Origin of the sequence: Kribbella sp. CA-247076, from assembly GCF_050942445.1 — a bacterium.
GTDB lineage: Bacteria > Actinomycetota > Actinomycetes > Propionibacteriales > Kribbellaceae > Kribbella.
On sequence record NZ_CP192051.1, the window covers coordinates 5,085,193 to 5,098,136 of the forward strand.

Annotated in this window: 14 protein-coding genes; 5 read left to right on the forward strand and 9 right to left on the reverse strand. The window is 69.8% G+C overall.

Annotated features, from left to right (window positions below; all coding sequences use genetic code 11):
* Nucleotides 1-293: 293 nt before the first annotated feature.
* Nucleotides 294-1,046, forward strand: coding sequence for a peptidoglycan DD-metalloendopeptidase family protein (locus ACQPYZ_RS23855; protein ID WP_433160001.1), 753 nt, complete (start codon nucleotides 294-296; stop codon nucleotides 1,044-1,046).
* Between the two features lie 16 nt (nucleotides 1,047-1,062).
* Here the strand turns inward: ACQPYZ_RS23855 and ACQPYZ_RS23860 are convergent, their stop codons facing one another.
* Nucleotides 1,063-1,542 carry an RrF2 family transcriptional regulator gene (locus ACQPYZ_RS23860; protein WP_433160003.1) on the reverse strand — a complete coding sequence of 160 codons (480 nt, stop codon included), beginning with the start codon at nucleotides 1,540-1,542 and terminating at the stop codon, nucleotides 1,063-1,065.
* A 153-nt stretch (nucleotides 1,543-1,695) separates the two neighbouring features.
* A complete protein-coding gene (locus ACQPYZ_RS23865) occupies nucleotides 1,696-2,637 on the reverse strand; it encodes a tyrosine recombinase XerC (RefSeq protein ID WP_433160005.1) in 942 nt (313 codons plus the stop codon).
* Between the two features lie 136 nt (nucleotides 2,638-2,773).
* On the opposite strand from ACQPYZ_RS23865, the gene ACQPYZ_RS23870 reads away from it, so the two are divergent.
* From ACQPYZ_RS23870 to dprA, 4 genes are all read left to right on the forward strand, one after another.
* Nucleotides 2,774-4,384 (forward strand): APC family permease, encoded by a 1,611-nt coding sequence (locus tag ACQPYZ_RS23870; RefSeq protein WP_433160007.1) that lies wholly within the window; start codon nucleotides 2,774-2,776, stop codon nucleotides 4,382-4,384.
* 153 nt (nucleotides 4,385-4,537) lie between these two features.
* A complete protein-coding gene (locus tag ACQPYZ_RS23875) occupies nucleotides 4,538-4,894 on the forward strand; it encodes a YraN family protein (RefSeq protein WP_433160008.1) in 357 nt (118 codons plus the stop codon).
* Nucleotides 4,894-6,468, forward strand: coding sequence for a YifB family Mg chelatase-like AAA ATPase (locus ACQPYZ_RS23880; protein ID WP_433160010.1), 1,575 nt, complete (start codon nucleotides 4,894-4,896; stop codon nucleotides 6,466-6,468). Before ACQPYZ_RS23875 ends, ACQPYZ_RS23880 begins: the two co-directional genes overlap by 1 nt.
* On the forward strand, nucleotides 6,465-7,664 hold the full coding sequence (dprA, locus tag ACQPYZ_RS23885) for a DNA-processing protein DprA (protein ID WP_433160012.1): 1,200 nt from the start codon (nucleotides 6,465-6,467) through the stop codon (nucleotides 7,662-7,664). The genes ACQPYZ_RS23880 and dprA overlap by 4 nt, the downstream gene beginning before the upstream one ends.
* A 190-nt stretch (nucleotides 7,665-7,854) precedes the next feature.
* Here the strand turns inward: dprA and ACQPYZ_RS23890 are convergent, their stop codons facing one another.
* The 7 genes from ACQPYZ_RS23890 to rimM all read right to left on the reverse strand — a co-directional run bounded on the left by ACQPYZ_RS23890 (nucleotide 7,855) and on the right by rimM (nucleotide 12,923).
* Nucleotides 7,855-8,178 carry a DUF2469 domain-containing protein gene (locus ACQPYZ_RS23890; RefSeq protein WP_012922325.1) on the reverse strand — a complete coding sequence of 108 codons (324 nt, stop codon included), beginning with the start codon at nucleotides 8,176-8,178 and terminating at the stop codon, nucleotides 7,855-7,857.
* Between the two features lie 67 nt (nucleotides 8,179-8,245).
* Nucleotides 8,246-8,944 (reverse strand): ribonuclease HII, encoded by a 699-nt coding sequence (locus ACQPYZ_RS23895; protein WP_433160013.1) that lies wholly within the window; start codon nucleotides 8,942-8,944, stop codon nucleotides 8,246-8,248.
* Nucleotides 8,945-9,086: 142 nt separating this feature from the next.
* Nucleotides 9,087-9,857 carry a signal peptidase I gene (gene lepB / locus ACQPYZ_RS23900; RefSeq protein ID WP_433160015.1) on the reverse strand — a complete coding sequence of 257 codons (771 nt, stop codon included), beginning with the start codon at nucleotides 9,855-9,857 and terminating at the stop codon, nucleotides 9,087-9,089.
* Nucleotides 9,854-10,483, reverse strand: a complete 630-nt coding sequence (lepB, locus tag ACQPYZ_RS23905) for a signal peptidase I (RefSeq protein ID WP_433160017.1) — start codon at nucleotides 10,481-10,483, stop codon at nucleotides 9,854-9,856. Before lepB (ACQPYZ_RS23905) ends, lepB (ACQPYZ_RS23900) begins: the two co-directional genes overlap by 4 nt.
* Nucleotides 10,484-10,627: 144 nt before the next feature.
* The gene (gene rplS / locus ACQPYZ_RS23910; RefSeq protein ID WP_433160019.1) at nucleotides 10,628-10,987 is read right to left on the reverse strand and encodes a 50S ribosomal protein L19; all 360 of its coding nucleotides are present in this window, start codon (nucleotides 10,985-10,987) and stop codon (nucleotides 10,628-10,630) included.
* 188 nt (nucleotides 10,988-11,175) lie between these two features.
* The gene (trmD, locus tag ACQPYZ_RS23915; RefSeq protein ID WP_433160021.1) at nucleotides 11,176-12,375 is read right to left on the reverse strand and encodes a tRNA (guanosine(37)-N1)-methyltransferase TrmD; all 1,200 of its coding nucleotides are present in this window, start codon (nucleotides 12,373-12,375) and stop codon (nucleotides 11,176-11,178) included.
* A complete protein-coding gene (gene rimM / locus ACQPYZ_RS23920; protein WP_433160023.1) occupies nucleotides 12,375-12,923 on the reverse strand; it encodes a ribosome maturation factor RimM in 549 nt (182 codons plus the stop codon). Before rimM ends, trmD begins: the two co-directional genes overlap by 1 nt.
* Nucleotides 12,924-12,944: the final 21 nt, after the last annotated feature.

Below are 12,944 nucleotides of genomic sequence, written 5' to 3' on the forward strand. Positions count from 1 at the left end.
TCATCCGGGCCTGTTTGTCGGCCCGGGCGCAGTTCCTGTCCGGGCCTACTCGGTTGTCTCGCGACGGACCGGGCGGTCCGCCACTCCTGATGCCCGTCGCACGAACTCATCCCGGCATCAGCCGGGACCGAGGAGAACGCGCTCTTGTGCGGGCATGCGTAGTCGCCCCACTCACATGGGACGCCACCGGAAGTGTACGTGACCACCCCCGCGGGAAGCGAACCGGCCACCCCTTGTCCACAGCCTGTGAAATCACCGTCTGTGAGCGCCCGCCCCGACGGCACATTTCCTGCATGAACCCCATCCGGAGTCTCCTGCCCGTCCTGCCCCTTGTCGTCCCCGTCTCCTGGACCGTTGCGACCACCGCACCGGCAGCCGCGGCGTCCGAGCCTGCCGTCTGGCCGCTCACCCCACGCCCCGCGATCGTGCACCCCTTCGACCTGCCCGCCAAACCCTGGCTCCCAGGCCACCGCGGAGTAGACCTCTCCGGCTCCCCCGGCCAACCCGTCCGCTCCGCCACCGCCGGCACCATCACGTACGCCGGTCACCTAGCCGGCCGAGGCGTCGTCGTCGTGTCCACCGGCCCCCGCCGTACGACGTACGAGCCAGTCGTCCCGTCCGTCGAAGTAGGCACGCCGGTCCACCCCGGCACCGTCGTCGGCCGCCTCTCCGCGGCCGGCTCCCACTGCGCCCCCGCAACCTGCCTGCACTGGGGGCTACTCGAGGGCAAGCACTACCTCAACCCGCTAACCCTCCTCCCCACCCGCCCAGTCCGCCTACTCCCCCACACCCCGAGACCCCAACCTGACCCTGGGTCCGTCCGCCACGCCGCCCGACAACACCCAGCGCACGTCATTCCGCACTTTGCCCCCAGCCCCCCGGCCGAGCACGGGAATCCGGCGCCCACCTCGCCAGGTGCAGATCCACCGCAGGTCCACGCCCTGGCCGACCCACCGGTTCCACGCGGCGAACGCACAGCCGCAGCCGTCGTCGCCACGACCGCAGCCCTCACCGTCGGGGCCGGACTACTGATCAGGCGGCACTGAGATGAGCAGATCCGACTCAGCTGCCGGGGACTCGCGCCTGCCAGGCGTCCTCGTCGCGGGAACGTCGTTCGACCCCGGCCGGAAGCTTGTTCTTGGCGAGGTCGACGAGCGTCGTGTGCTCGAGCACGTCCCGCAGACTCGCGCGGGCGGCGATCCACACCCGCTGCAGCACGACGGCCCGCTCGTTGTACGCGACGCTCTCCGGCCGGACGCCGGAGATGCTCACGATCGGCCCGTCCACCGCCCGCATCACGTCAGCCACGGAGATCTCGTTCGGATCCACCGCCAGCTTCCACCCGCCGGACTGCCCTCGCTGACTGGAGACGACCCCGGCCCGCCGCAGGTCGGCCAGGATGCCTTGCAGGAAGCCATGCGGGATCCCCTGGGCGCGGCTCAGCTCCTCCGCCGAAACCACCGACGGGTCGTTGGCGACCCAGCGTTGAGTGATCTCGATCAGCGCACGCAACGCATAGTCAGACTTCGCCGAAACCCGCATGCCCCGAAGTCTGCCGCATTCCCCCACCGCCCCGCCGCACCCCGCGCACTGCCTCACGTCTCTCGGACGCATCCGCCGGACGGCCGGACCGCCGGGTCGACGCGGCGGCCGGGCACCGGGCGTCACCACCAGTCCGGCCCGGACGGGCTTGCCTCACGCGCGCGGATGCGCCTGCTCGTAAGCCTTCCGGAGGCGATCGGTAGAGATGTGCGTGTAGATCTGAGTGGTCGCCAGCGACGCATGGCCGAGCAGTTCCTGAACGCTGCGAAGGTCCGCCCCACCTTCCAGCAGATGGGTCGCGGCCGTGTGGCGCAGCCCGTGCGGCGACAGGTCCGGTGCGTCGACGACTCCGATCCGCTGGTGCACAAGGCGTCGTACCGCTCGCTGATCGATCCGCCCGCCGCGAGCGCCGAGGAACACCGCCGGCCCGCTCCCCGGCCGGGCCAACTGGGGTCGCGCCTCGTCCAGCCACCGGCGGAGCGCGTCCGACGCCGGCACGCCGTACGGCACCGAGCGCTCCTTCCGCCCTTTTCCGAGCACGCGCACGACCCGCCGCGAGGTGTCGATGTCGTCCACGTCGAGCGCGCACAGCTCGCCGACGCGGATGCCCGTCGCGTACAGCAACTCCATGATCGCCAAGTCGCGGAGGCCGATTGGGCTGCCGTCGTCGGCCGCGACAGCCGCCGCGTCCAGCACCGCACGGGTGTCCGCCTGCCCGAGTACGCCGGGAAGGCTTTTGTGCGGCCGTGGACTCGCCAGCAGCGCGCCCGGGTCCGTGGTGATCCGCCCGGTCCGCTGCGCCCAGGCCGTGAAGACCCGCGCGGCGGTCGCCCGGCGCGACATCGTGCTGCGCGACTTGCCGAGGCTCTGCTGCTTGGCCAGCCAGGACCGCAGCCCCCGGATGTCGAGGGCCTCGAGATCATCGTGACCAAGCCGAATCAAATGTTCGAGTAAATCCGCGACGTCTCCACGGTACGCTCTGACGGAATGTCGACTGAGGTCTCTCTCCGCCGTCAGATGCCGTTCGTAGTCGGTCAGTAACGCTGTGAAACCTTCCGGCCAGGAAGGGTTTGTACTGACTTCGTCCGGCGCCATGCCCCGACGATGCGGGAGCGGACCCGGCATCGCAAGGCACCGCGCGGGGGCCGAGGAGAGGAGGTCTGGTCGATAGCCCGACGGTCGACTACTGTTCGGCCCGATTGCCCTAGTAGCAACGGAGGCACCCCTGACCATGGCCCCCTCAGCGAACGGACAGACCGTAGGCCGGCGCCTGCCGGTCGAGTCGGCGTTCACTCGAGTCGAGGACGCGCGGCACCGTCTGCCGCGCCTGTTCGGTCGTCGCGACCTGGTCGTTCTCGGCCTGGGCGTGATGATCGGGTCCGGCATCTTCAGCATCAGCGGCAACCAGGCGGCCAAGGTCGCCGGTCCGGCCGTGATCCTGTCGTTCGTCATCGCCGCGATCGTGTGCGTGCTGGCCGCGGCCTGTTACGCCGAGCTGTCGTCCACGATCCCCGTCTCGGGTAGCGCTTACACCTTCAGCTACGTGACGTTCGGCGAGATGTGGGCCTGGCTGGTCGGATGGGCGCTCGTGCTCGAGCTCGTCACCGCAGCCGCGATCGTCGCCCGCGTCTGGTCGGCGTACTTCCTGGCCACCCTGGACGGATTCGGGGTGTCACTTCCGGCCGGCGTCGCGCAGTTCTTCGGCCCCGACGCCGAGGTCAACCTGGTCGCCCCCGTGCTGCTGCTGTTCCTGACCGCGATGATCGTCACCGGTACCAAGCTGTCCGCCCGGGTCCTGACCGTCGTGGTCATCGCCAAGGTCGCGGTCATCCTGCTGGTGATCGTCGTCGGCGCGATGCACATCGACACGGGCAACTACCAGCCGTTCGTGCCGATGGCCCGGGCGGCGCCCGCGACCGCGAGCCCGACCTTGCTCGGCTGGATCCTCGACTCGTCGTTCGGCTCGTTCGGCATGATGGGCATCTTCACCGCGGCCAGCTCGATCGTCTTCGCCTACATCGGCTTCGACCTCATCGCGACCGCGTCCGAGGACGCCCGCAACCCGCGCAAGACGGTCCCACAGGGCATGCTGCTCGGCGTCGGTGCCGTCACGATCCTCTACATCGCCATGGCCGTCGTGCTGGTCGGCATGCGCCCGTACGGCGAGCTGGGCGGCAGCGCACCGGTGTCGGAGGCGCTCGCCGCGGTCGGCGTCGGCTGGGCCGCGAAGGTGGTCAACCTGGGCGCGCTGCTCGCGCTGATGACCGTGATCATGGTGGTGCTCATCGCGCAGAGCCGGGTGCTGTTCAACATGGGCCGCGACGGTCTGCTGCCGAAGAGCCTCGGCCGGGTCAGCCGGGTCTACTCCTCCCCCGCGCGTGCCGCCGCCGCGGCCGGCTTCGCGGCGCTGGCGCTGACGCTGTACCCGAAGGTGCTCGAGCTGGAGGAGCTGCTGGTCATCGGTGCGCTCTTCTGCTTCGCGTTCTGTGCGATCGGCGTACTCACCCTGCGCCGTTCCGAGCCGAACCTCGAGCGTGGGTTCCGGGTGCCGATGGTGCCGCTGATCCCGCTGCTGTCGCTCGGCGCGACGTTGTGGCTGATGCTCAACCTGAAGACGAGCACGTGGACCAAGTTCGGCATCTGGATGCTCCTCGGCCTGCTGATCTACGGGCTGTACGGGCGCTGGCACAGCCGGCTGGCGAACGAGGACAGCTGGGACTACGACATGGCCGACACCGACCCCGGGTCGGGACGTCTGCAGGCGATCCGGCCGGAGAGCGAGCTCCGCGCCGTCCGGACGCCGCCGCAGAAACCGACCCGCGGTAAACACATGCGCAACTGAACCCTCGCGACACCGAGCAGTGACCACTGCTCGATGACCCTCAACAGCCGCTCGTGCCTCGGCGCGGGCGGCTGTCGCGTTGTCCACAGCGCCGAAAGTCGCTGAAAATCCGGCGCCCGATCCCGGCATGTTCTGTGTCGGAGGTGGTCATCGATGCGGACCAAGAACGCAGTCGGGCGGTACGGCGAAGATCTCGCCGCCAGATATCTCACGGCCGAAGGTTTCGTCATCCTCGAGCGCAACTGGCGCTGCGAGCTCGGCGAGATCGACATCGTCGCGCGGGACGGCAACGCGCTCGTCGTCTGCGAGGTGAAGACCCGCCGCGGGCTCAACTACGGCAGCCCGCTGGAGTCGATCACGTACCGGAAGCTCACCACCCTGCGGAAGCTCGCCGGCCGGTGGCTGCAGACCCACCAGCTCAATCCGGGGACGGTCCGAATCGACATCGTCGCCGTTCTCTTCGACCACAACACGCCGCCTCAGGTCGACCACGTGAGGGGCGCCGCCTGATGCCGCTCGCACAGACCTGGTCGGTGGCGCTCGTCGGCCTCGAAGGCCACCTGGTCGAGGTCGAGGCGGACATCGCCCAGGGCCTGCCGAAGACGACCCTCATCGGGCTACCGGACGCCTCGCTGTCCGAGGCGCGCGACCGCGTCCGCGCCGCCGTGGTCAACAGCGGCGAGCGATTCCCCGACCGCAAGGTCACGATCGGCCTGTCCCCCGCCACCCTTCCCAAGACCGGCTCGCACTACGACGTCGCGATCGCCTGTGCCCTGCTCACGGCGGCCGGGGTGCTCGAGGCCGGCTCGTTGCGACAGACCGCGATCATCGGCGAGCTCGGTCTCGACGGCCGGATCCGCGAGGTCCGCGGTGCGCTGGCGATGACCCTGGCCGCCGCCCGCTCCAGCTTCGAACGCATCATCGTCCCCGAGCTGAATGCGGGCGAGGCGCGTCTGGTCCCCGGCATCGAGGTCTACGGGATGCGATCGCTGCGACAGGTGGTCGCCATGCTGCGCGGAGCCGAGATCCCGGACGAGGCGCCGCCACGGGCCGAGCCACGGCTGCTGTCGGAGTCGCTGACCAGGGTGCCCGAGGTCGACCTGGACGACGTCATCGGCCAGCAGGAAGGCCGTCGAGCGATCGAGGCAGCGGCTGCCGGCGGCCACCACCTGTTCCTCCACGGACCACCAGGCTCCGGCAAGACGATGCTGGCCGAGCGCTTGGCCGGCTTGATGCCGGATCTGAGCACCGACGACTCCTTGGAGGTGTCCGCGGTGCATTCGCTGGCCGGCCTGCTGACCGGCGACGCGGAGCTGGTGGTCCGGCCGCCGTTCATCGCGCCGCACCACACCGCGTCCCTCTCGAGCCTGGTCGGCGGCGGTTCGGGCATGCCACGCCCGGGTGCGATCAGCTGCGCGCATCGAGGGATCCTGTTCATCGACGAGGCGCCCGAGATGCATCCGCTGACCCTCGACACCTTGAGGCAGCCGCTGGAGTCCGGGTTCATCGAGGTGCACCGTTCAGCGGCGGTCGCCAAGTTCCCGGCGCGCTTCATGCTCGTGCTCGCGGCCAATCCGTGCCCGTGCGGGCTGGCGGGCACGGCCGGTGCGATCTGCAGCTGCACTCCTCAGGTGCTGGCGCGGTATCAGCAGCGCATCAGCGGGCCGATCAAGGACCGGATCGACATCCAGCGCCAGATCCTGCCCGCTGCTCGTGGAGCCACCGGCGAGGTCTCCGAGTCGACCGCGACCGTGGCGCAGCGCGTCGGCGCCGCCCGGGACCGACAAGCGTTCCGCTACCGCCACCTCGGCTGGGGCCTCAACAGCGAGGTCCCCGGGCCGGTCCTGCGCCGTGACTTCCCACTCGATCCGGCCGGCCACACCATGCTCGAGGACCTGTACGCCGCCGGCCGGATCACCGCCCGCGGTTTCGACCGGGTCGTCCGCCTGGCCTGGACGCTGGCCGATCTCCAAGGCCTCGACAGACCCACCGCCGAGCTCACCCACCAAGCCTTCCAACTACGCACCGGCGAACCGCTCACCGACCTGTCGGACCACCGCCCGCTGAAGGGAACCGCAGCATGACCGTCAACTGCACTCAACTGGCCGGCTCGGGTGGACGGGACGAGGTCCCGACGTCATCGATCGGCAGTCCGGACGACAACGAGCGCTTGGTGCGCGCGGGGTTGTCCCGCGTCGTGGAGCCGGGCGACCTCGCCGCCTTGAAGACGTTCGCCGGGCTGGACGTGCTGGAGATCTGGGAGCTGCTTCAGCGGAACGGGCCCCGGACCGAGCGGTGGTCAGCGCGGTTGGACGACGCGCGACCGGAGCGGGACCTCGAGCGCGCGGCTGCGGCGGGAGTGCGGTTCGTCATCCCTGGCGATGACGAGTGGCCGGATCAGGTGGAAGTGCTCGCGGACGCGGGGCAGTTGACACGCCGAGCCGGGGTGCCGTTCGGCCTGTGGGTCCGCGGGGCGGCGAATCTCCGCCAGGTGCTCGAGCGATCCGTCGCGATGGTGGGTGCCCGCGCGAGTTCGTCGTACGGGGAACATGTCGCGGCTGAGCTGGCGGCGGGGCTTTCGGACAACGGGTTCACGGTGGTCTCGGGCGGCGCGTTCGGGATCGACGCGGCGGCGCATCGAGGTGCGCTGGCCGGCTCGGGAGTGACCGTGGCGGTGCTCGCGTGTGGGGCGGACGTCAGCTATCCGACCAGGAACTCGGCGCTGTTCAGCCGGATCGTGGAGTCAGGGCTGGTGATGAGCGAGCTGCCGCCCGGCTGCTCGCCGACGAGGTTGCGGTTCCTCGCACGGAACCGGCTGATCGCCGCGACAACCCTCGGCACGGTCGTCATCGAGGCAGCCGTGCGGAGTGGGGCGCTCAACAGTGCCGGTTGGGCCGATCAGTGCGGTCGGGCGGTCCTCGCCGTGCCGGGCCCGATCACCTCGCGGATGTCCGAGGGTTCCCACCTGCTGGTCCGTGAGCGGGACGCCGTACTCGTCACCAACGTCGAGGACATCATCGAGGCGGTCTCCCCGCTCGGCACCCGACTGACGTCGTACCCACAGGCGCCGAGGAACCCGATCGACGACCTCGACCACGACCTGCGCCGGACCATGGACGCCGTACCGGTCGTCAACCCGGCGCCCGCCGCACGCATCGCCACCACGGCCGGCCTGGACCTGGAGACCACTCAGCACTGCCTGGAAACCCTCGCCGACCTCGGCCTCATCCAGCACACCCCATCCGGCTGGCACCTGACCCCGCTCACCGCCCCACCCTGACAGGCAGGCGGTAGACCGAGGCCGAGACCCGGCGGTTGGGGTGAGGGCCGGCGTCCCCGCGCCGCGACGGCTGACGTGGTCGGAGCCGCCTGCTGACGTGGCCAGCCGGCTGCTGGCTTGGTCCGGGACAGGCTGGCGGAGCGGTCAGGGCCGACTGAAGCAGTCGGGGTGAGGTGGTGCGTGGTGGGGGTCAGCGGCCGAAGTCGGAGTCTTTGGGGACTTCCAGGTCGGACTTGGCGAGCTCTTCGATGTTGACGTCGCGGAAGGTGACGACCTTGGCGTTCTTCACGAAGCGGGCGGAGCGGTACACGTCCCAGACCCAGGCGTCGGCCATGGTCACCTCGAAGTACACGTCGCCGCCCTCGGTGCGCACCTTGAGGTCGACCGCGTTGCAGAGGTAGAACCGCCGTTCGGTCTCCACGACGTACTTGAAGATCCCGACGACGTCCTTGTACTCCCGATAGAGCTGCAGCTCCATATCGGTTTCGTACTTCTCGAGATCGTCGGCGCTCATGCGTCCACCTCGCTGCGCTCGGGTACGGCATGAGCGCTGAGGCGCGCTGTGCTGTTGGTTCGCTCGCTCACAGGCTCTCCACTCCGGTGGGACTGGTCACATTCTGTCCCATATCGGGCCGCAGACTGCGGCGGACATTCTCGAACCGCCGTCGGTGTTGCGGGCACGGGCCGTATTCGTCCAGTGCCGCCTGGTGTTCAGGCGTGCAGTAGCCCTTGTGGATCCCGAAACCGTACTGCGGGTACACCTGGTCCCAATGCTCCATCACCCGATCGCGGGTCACCTTCGCGATCACTGACGCCGCGGCGATACAAGCCGCCACGCGGTCACCCTTCCAGATCGCCAGGCCCGGTACGCCGAGACCGTCGACGCCGAAGCCGTCCGTCAGCACGTACGACGGGCGGACGTCGAGCCGGAAGAGGGCCCGGCGGAGCGCCTCGACGTTCGCGACGTGCATGCCGAGGCGGTCACACTCCGTGGCCTCGATCGCAACGACCGACCAGGCGAGAGCGCGCTTGCGGATCTCGTCGTAGCAGCGTTCGCGGGCCTTCGCGGTGAGGAGCTTGGAGTCGGCCAGCTCGGGGATCTGGCCGCGTTTGCCGTCCGGCAGGACGACCGCCGCGGCGACGAGCGGGCCGGCGCACGGGCCGCGGCCGGCCTCGTCCACGCCGGCGATCGGGTCCAGGCCGACACGGCGCAGGGCGCGCTCGTACCCGTAGAGCCCGGCATCCCGCCGTACCGTGCTGCCCCGAGGCATCACACTCATCCAGCACTCCCAACTCCACCCACAATTCCCACCCTAGGCACCCCCAGCACCCCGTGCAGAACCCGGGGTGAGCCAAGCCCGACGCTGCTTCCGCATCACCGGCAAGCAGACCGCAGAGTCCTCCACGTACGTCCGCGCTCGCTTACTTGGGGGGTGCGGTGAGGGAGATGGAGGGTTTGGCGGGGGGTGGTCCGGCGGCGGGTGGGACGGACTTGAAGGTGTCGGGGACGTTGAGCTTCGACCAGCGGCTCGCGGGCCAGACGACCACGACCGCGCGGCCGGTGACCTTGTCCATCGGGACGAAGGCGGCGTCGCCCAGGTTGCCGCCGCCGTCGGCGTTGGTGTCGCTCAGGTGGACCCGGGAGTCGCCGGAGGCGGACCGGTGGTCGCCCATCACGAACACCTTGTCGGCCGGGACCGTGACCTGGAACTCCATCTGCGACGGCGCGTCGCCCGGGTACAGGTAACTGCTCTCGTCGAGCGGCTGGCCGTTGACCATCAGCCGGCCGCGCTCGTCGCAGCAGGCGACCTTGTCGCCCGGCATGCCGACGAGGCGCTTGATCAGGTGACCGTGGCTGGAGTCCGGCAGCAGGCCGACGACCTCGAAGAACCGGCCGACCGAGCCGCGCTTCTGGCCGCTCTCCTCCGGGCCGAGCCAGCCGCCCGGGTCCTCGAAGACGACCACGTCGCCGCGTTCGACGCCGGTGAGCTTCTCCACCACGACCCGGTCGCCGACCAGCAGGGTGTTCTCCATCGACTCGCTCGGGATGATGAACATCTGCCCGACGAACGCGCGCAGGATCGACGAGACGATGAGGGCCCCGACCACGATCAGGACGAACTCACGGGCGGCGGCGGCGAAACCCGAGCGGTGAGCGGGTTTCTCCGGCGTCTTCGTCGGCGTATCGGTCACTTCATCAGCCCCGGCTTCTTGAAGGTTTCCGGAGGACGCAGCATCGTCATCCGGTCAGACGGCCAGATTACGCAACAGGCCCGGCCAACCACGTTCTCGACCGGGACGAACCCGCCGCCGGGGCCGCCCATGTGGGCGCGGGAGTCGGCGGACTCGGCTCGGTTGTCGCCCATCACCCACAGGTGCCCCGGCGGCACCTGCACGTTGAACGGCAGCATCGACGGCTTCGCGTCAGGCAGCAGGTACTCCTGCTCCTCGAGCGGGATGCCGTTCACGGTGATCCGGCCGGCCCGGTCGCAGCAGATCACCCGGTCGCCGCCGATGCCGATGACCCGCTTGACCAGGTGCCCCTCGCCGCTGCGCGGCAGGATGCCGACGAACTCACCGACGCGGCGGAACGGGCCGGGCTCGACCTGTTCCTCGTTCAGCCAGTTGCTGGGGTCCTTGAAGACGACGATGTCACCGCGATCGACGTCGCGGTGCATGTAGCTGATCTTCTCGGCCAGGATCCGGTCGTTCGTGGTCAGCGTGTCGTACATCGACTCCGACGGCACGTAGAACGCCTCGGCGACGAACAGCCGCAGTACCACCGTGATGACGAGCGCGAGCACCGTGACGCTGCTCATCTCGATGAGCAGGCTGAGCAGCGGGTTGCGCTGCTTCAGCCTGCGGTGACGTCCCTTGCTGCGACGTGCCCTCCTGGCTACCGGGCGAGGGCGAGCGCGAGTCGCAGTGCTCGGCGCCATAGGTGACCGTCGTCGCTAGGACGCTCAGGAGGCCGGGACTTCCCGCTTCTCCTTGATCTTGGCTGCCTTGCCGCGCAGCTCACGCAGGTAGTAGAGCTTGGCCCGGCGGACGTCGCCGCGGGTGACCACCTCGACCTTTTCGACGATCGGGGTGTGCAGCGGGAAGGTCCGCTCGACGCCGACGCCGAAGCTGACCTTGCGGACCGTGAAGGTCTCCTGCAGGCCACCACCCTGGCGGCGGATCACGACACCCTGGAACACCTGGACGCGGGACCGGTTGCCCTCGACGACCTTGACGTGCACCTTGACGGTGTCACCGGGGCGGAAGGCGGGGATGTCGTCGCGCTTGCTCGCGTTGTCGAGCTCGTTCAGGACGTTGCTCATCAGGTGTCTCTTCCTCGCGCGTGCCACAGGTCACCCACGAATCTCGGTGGTGATGAAGTCATCAGAAGGCTGCCGGTCGGTGGTCACCCCCTGTGGCAGGAGCACCGAAGGGCAGCAGCGAACAATCTTGCCACACCGGTCGCACGGTGACGAAATCCGGCACCGCCGGCTGCGCCCGGTGACCGGGTTCAGCGGCGGCGGCGACGCTTCGTGAGGTGGACCAGGTCGACTTTGGGCGTCTGAGGCTCACGGCGTTGCTCTCGGTAGCCGGCTTTCTGGTAGAGGGCGAGATTGCGGGTACTCCGGTCGCCGGTGGTCAGCTCGTACGTCCGGACCTCGGCGGGGGCGAGCTGTTCGGCGGCGCGAAGCAGCCTGAGGCCGAGACCACGCCCCTGCCAGTCGGGAGCGACCACGAGCCGCTCGAGGTGGCCCACCGAGCCCTCGACGACGAGCTGCACCGACCCGACGATGCGGGCGCCGGCGACGGCCTTCAGCACCGTGCCGCGCTCGAGCCGGGCCGCAACAGCGGCGGGGTCGTCGGTCAGCGGCGGGATCGTGTAGTCGTCGTACAGGCGCCCCTCGGAGAGGAAGGCGGCCAACTGAAGAGTGTGGATCTCTCCCGCATCGGCCACAGTCGCCGGCAGCAGCCTGACCTGCGACGACGCGTCATCCGCCACCGCGACCACATCGCCCCACGCCGCGAGCAGATCAGGCCGACGCTCCGCAGTACGCCGTACCGACTCCTCGTGGCGCCAATCCGCGATCAGGCCGTGGTTCCCCGACAGCAGCACGTCCGGCACGTCGTACCCGCGCCAGGTCGGCGGCTTCGTGTAGACCGGGTACTCCAGCAGCCCGTCTCCCGAGTGCGACTCCTCGGACAGGGACTCCGGGTTGCCGATGACGCCGGGCAGCAGCCGGGCGATCGCCTCGACCATCACGAGTACGGCGACCTCGCCGCCGTTGAGCACGTAGTCGCCGATGGAGACCTCGTCGACGCGCATCCGCTCGCCCGCGTACGACGCGACGCGTGCGTCGATCCCCTCGTACCGGCCACAGGCGAAGGCGAGCCACGGCTCGGCGGCAAGCTCGTACGCGAGCTCCTGCGTGAACGGGCGACCAGCCGGGGTCGGCACGATCAGTCGGGGCTGGGTAGCCCCGTCAGCCGGTGCGATGGCGTCCAGGGCCTCGCCCCACGGCTCCGGCTTCATTACCATGCCCGCTCCCCCGCCGTACGGGGTGTCGTCGACGGTCCGGTGGCGGTCGTGCGTCCACTCGCGCAGGTCATGCAGGCGGACGTCCAGCAGACCGCTCTTCGCCGCCTTGCCGACCAGGGACACGTCCAGGGCGGCCAGGTACTCCGGGAAGATCGTGACGACGTCCAGCCTCATCAGTCCGCGCCCGGCTCGGTCGGAACCACCTCGGCGCCCTCCGGGTCGAGCAGGCCCGGCCGGTCGGCCACGACGACGTACCCCTTGTCGACGTTCAGCTCCGGGACCAGCTCCTCGACGAGCGGCACGAGTACGGCGTTGCCGGCCGGACGGCGGATCTCCAGCAGATCCTGCGAGGGCAGGTGGACGACGTCGACGACCTCGCCCGCCTCGTCGCCGTCGGTCGTCCGGACGGCCAGCCCGATCAGCTCGCGGTCGTAGAACTCGTCCGGGTCCTCCGGGCGCTCGTCCTCGGCGACCTCCGCCTGCACGACCAGGTTGCGCAACTGCTCGGCGGCGGTCCGGTCCGGCACCTCGGCGAACTTCACCAGCAGCCGCCCGCTGTGCCACCGGCTGGCCGCGACGGTCAGGGTCCTGGGCACCTTGGCGGCCGTGACCACGGTCGCGCCGTCGGCGAACCGCCGCTCCGGCTCGTCCGTGCGGACGTCCACGCCGACCTCGCCCTTGATCCCGTGCGCCCGGCCGATCCGCCCGACTGTCACCAACACCGCTGCAACCCTTCCGCTGTC

What these genes read in the sequence shown, in the direction of transcription:
- ACQPYZ_RS23865 (WP_433160005.1), bottom strand. Translation starts at nt 2,637, where the DNA reads ATGGCGCCGGACGAAGTCAGTACAAACCCTTCCTGGCCGGAAGGTTTC.
- rplS (WP_433160019.1), bottom strand. Translation starts at nt 10,987, where the DNA reads ATGAGCAACGTCCTGAACGAGCTCGACAACGCGAGCAAGCGCGACGAC.
- ACQPYZ_RS23895 (WP_433160013.1), bottom strand. Translation starts at nt 8,944, where the DNA reads ATGAGTGTGATGCCTCGGGGCAGCACGGTACGGCGGGATGCCGGGCTC.
- ACQPYZ_RS23855 (WP_433160001.1), top strand. Translation starts at nt 294, where the DNA reads ATGAACCCCATCCGGAGTCTCCTGCCCGTCCTGCCCCTTGTCGTCCCC.
- lepB (WP_433160017.1), bottom strand. Translation starts at nt 10,483, where the DNA reads ATGAGCAGCGTCACGGTGCTCGCGCTCGTCATCACGGTGGTACTGCGG.
- ACQPYZ_RS23875 (WP_433160008.1), top strand. Translation starts at nt 4,538, where the DNA reads ATGCGGACCAAGAACGCAGTCGGGCGGTACGGCGAAGATCTCGCCGCC.
- ACQPYZ_RS23890 (WP_012922325.1), bottom strand. Translation starts at nt 8,178, where the DNA reads ATGAGCGCCGACGATCTCGAGAAGTACGAAACCGATATGGAGCTGCAG.
- ACQPYZ_RS23860 (WP_433160003.1), bottom strand. Translation starts at nt 1,542, where the DNA reads ATGCGGGTTTCGGCGAAGTCTGACTATGCGTTGCGTGCGCTGATCGAG.
- ACQPYZ_RS23870 (WP_433160007.1), top strand. Translation starts at nt 2,774, where the DNA reads ATGGCCCCCTCAGCGAACGGACAGACCGTAGGCCGGCGCCTGCCGGTC.
- trmD (WP_433160021.1), bottom strand. Translation starts at nt 12,375, where the DNA reads ATGAGGCTGGACGTCGTCACGATCTTCCCGGAGTACCTGGCCGCCCTG.
- dprA (WP_433160012.1), top strand. Translation starts at nt 6,465, where the DNA reads ATGACCGTCAACTGCACTCAACTGGCCGGCTCGGGTGGACGGGACGAG.
- ACQPYZ_RS23880 (WP_433160010.1), top strand. Translation starts at nt 4,894, where the DNA reads ATGCCGCTCGCACAGACCTGGTCGGTGGCGCTCGTCGGCCTCGAAGGC.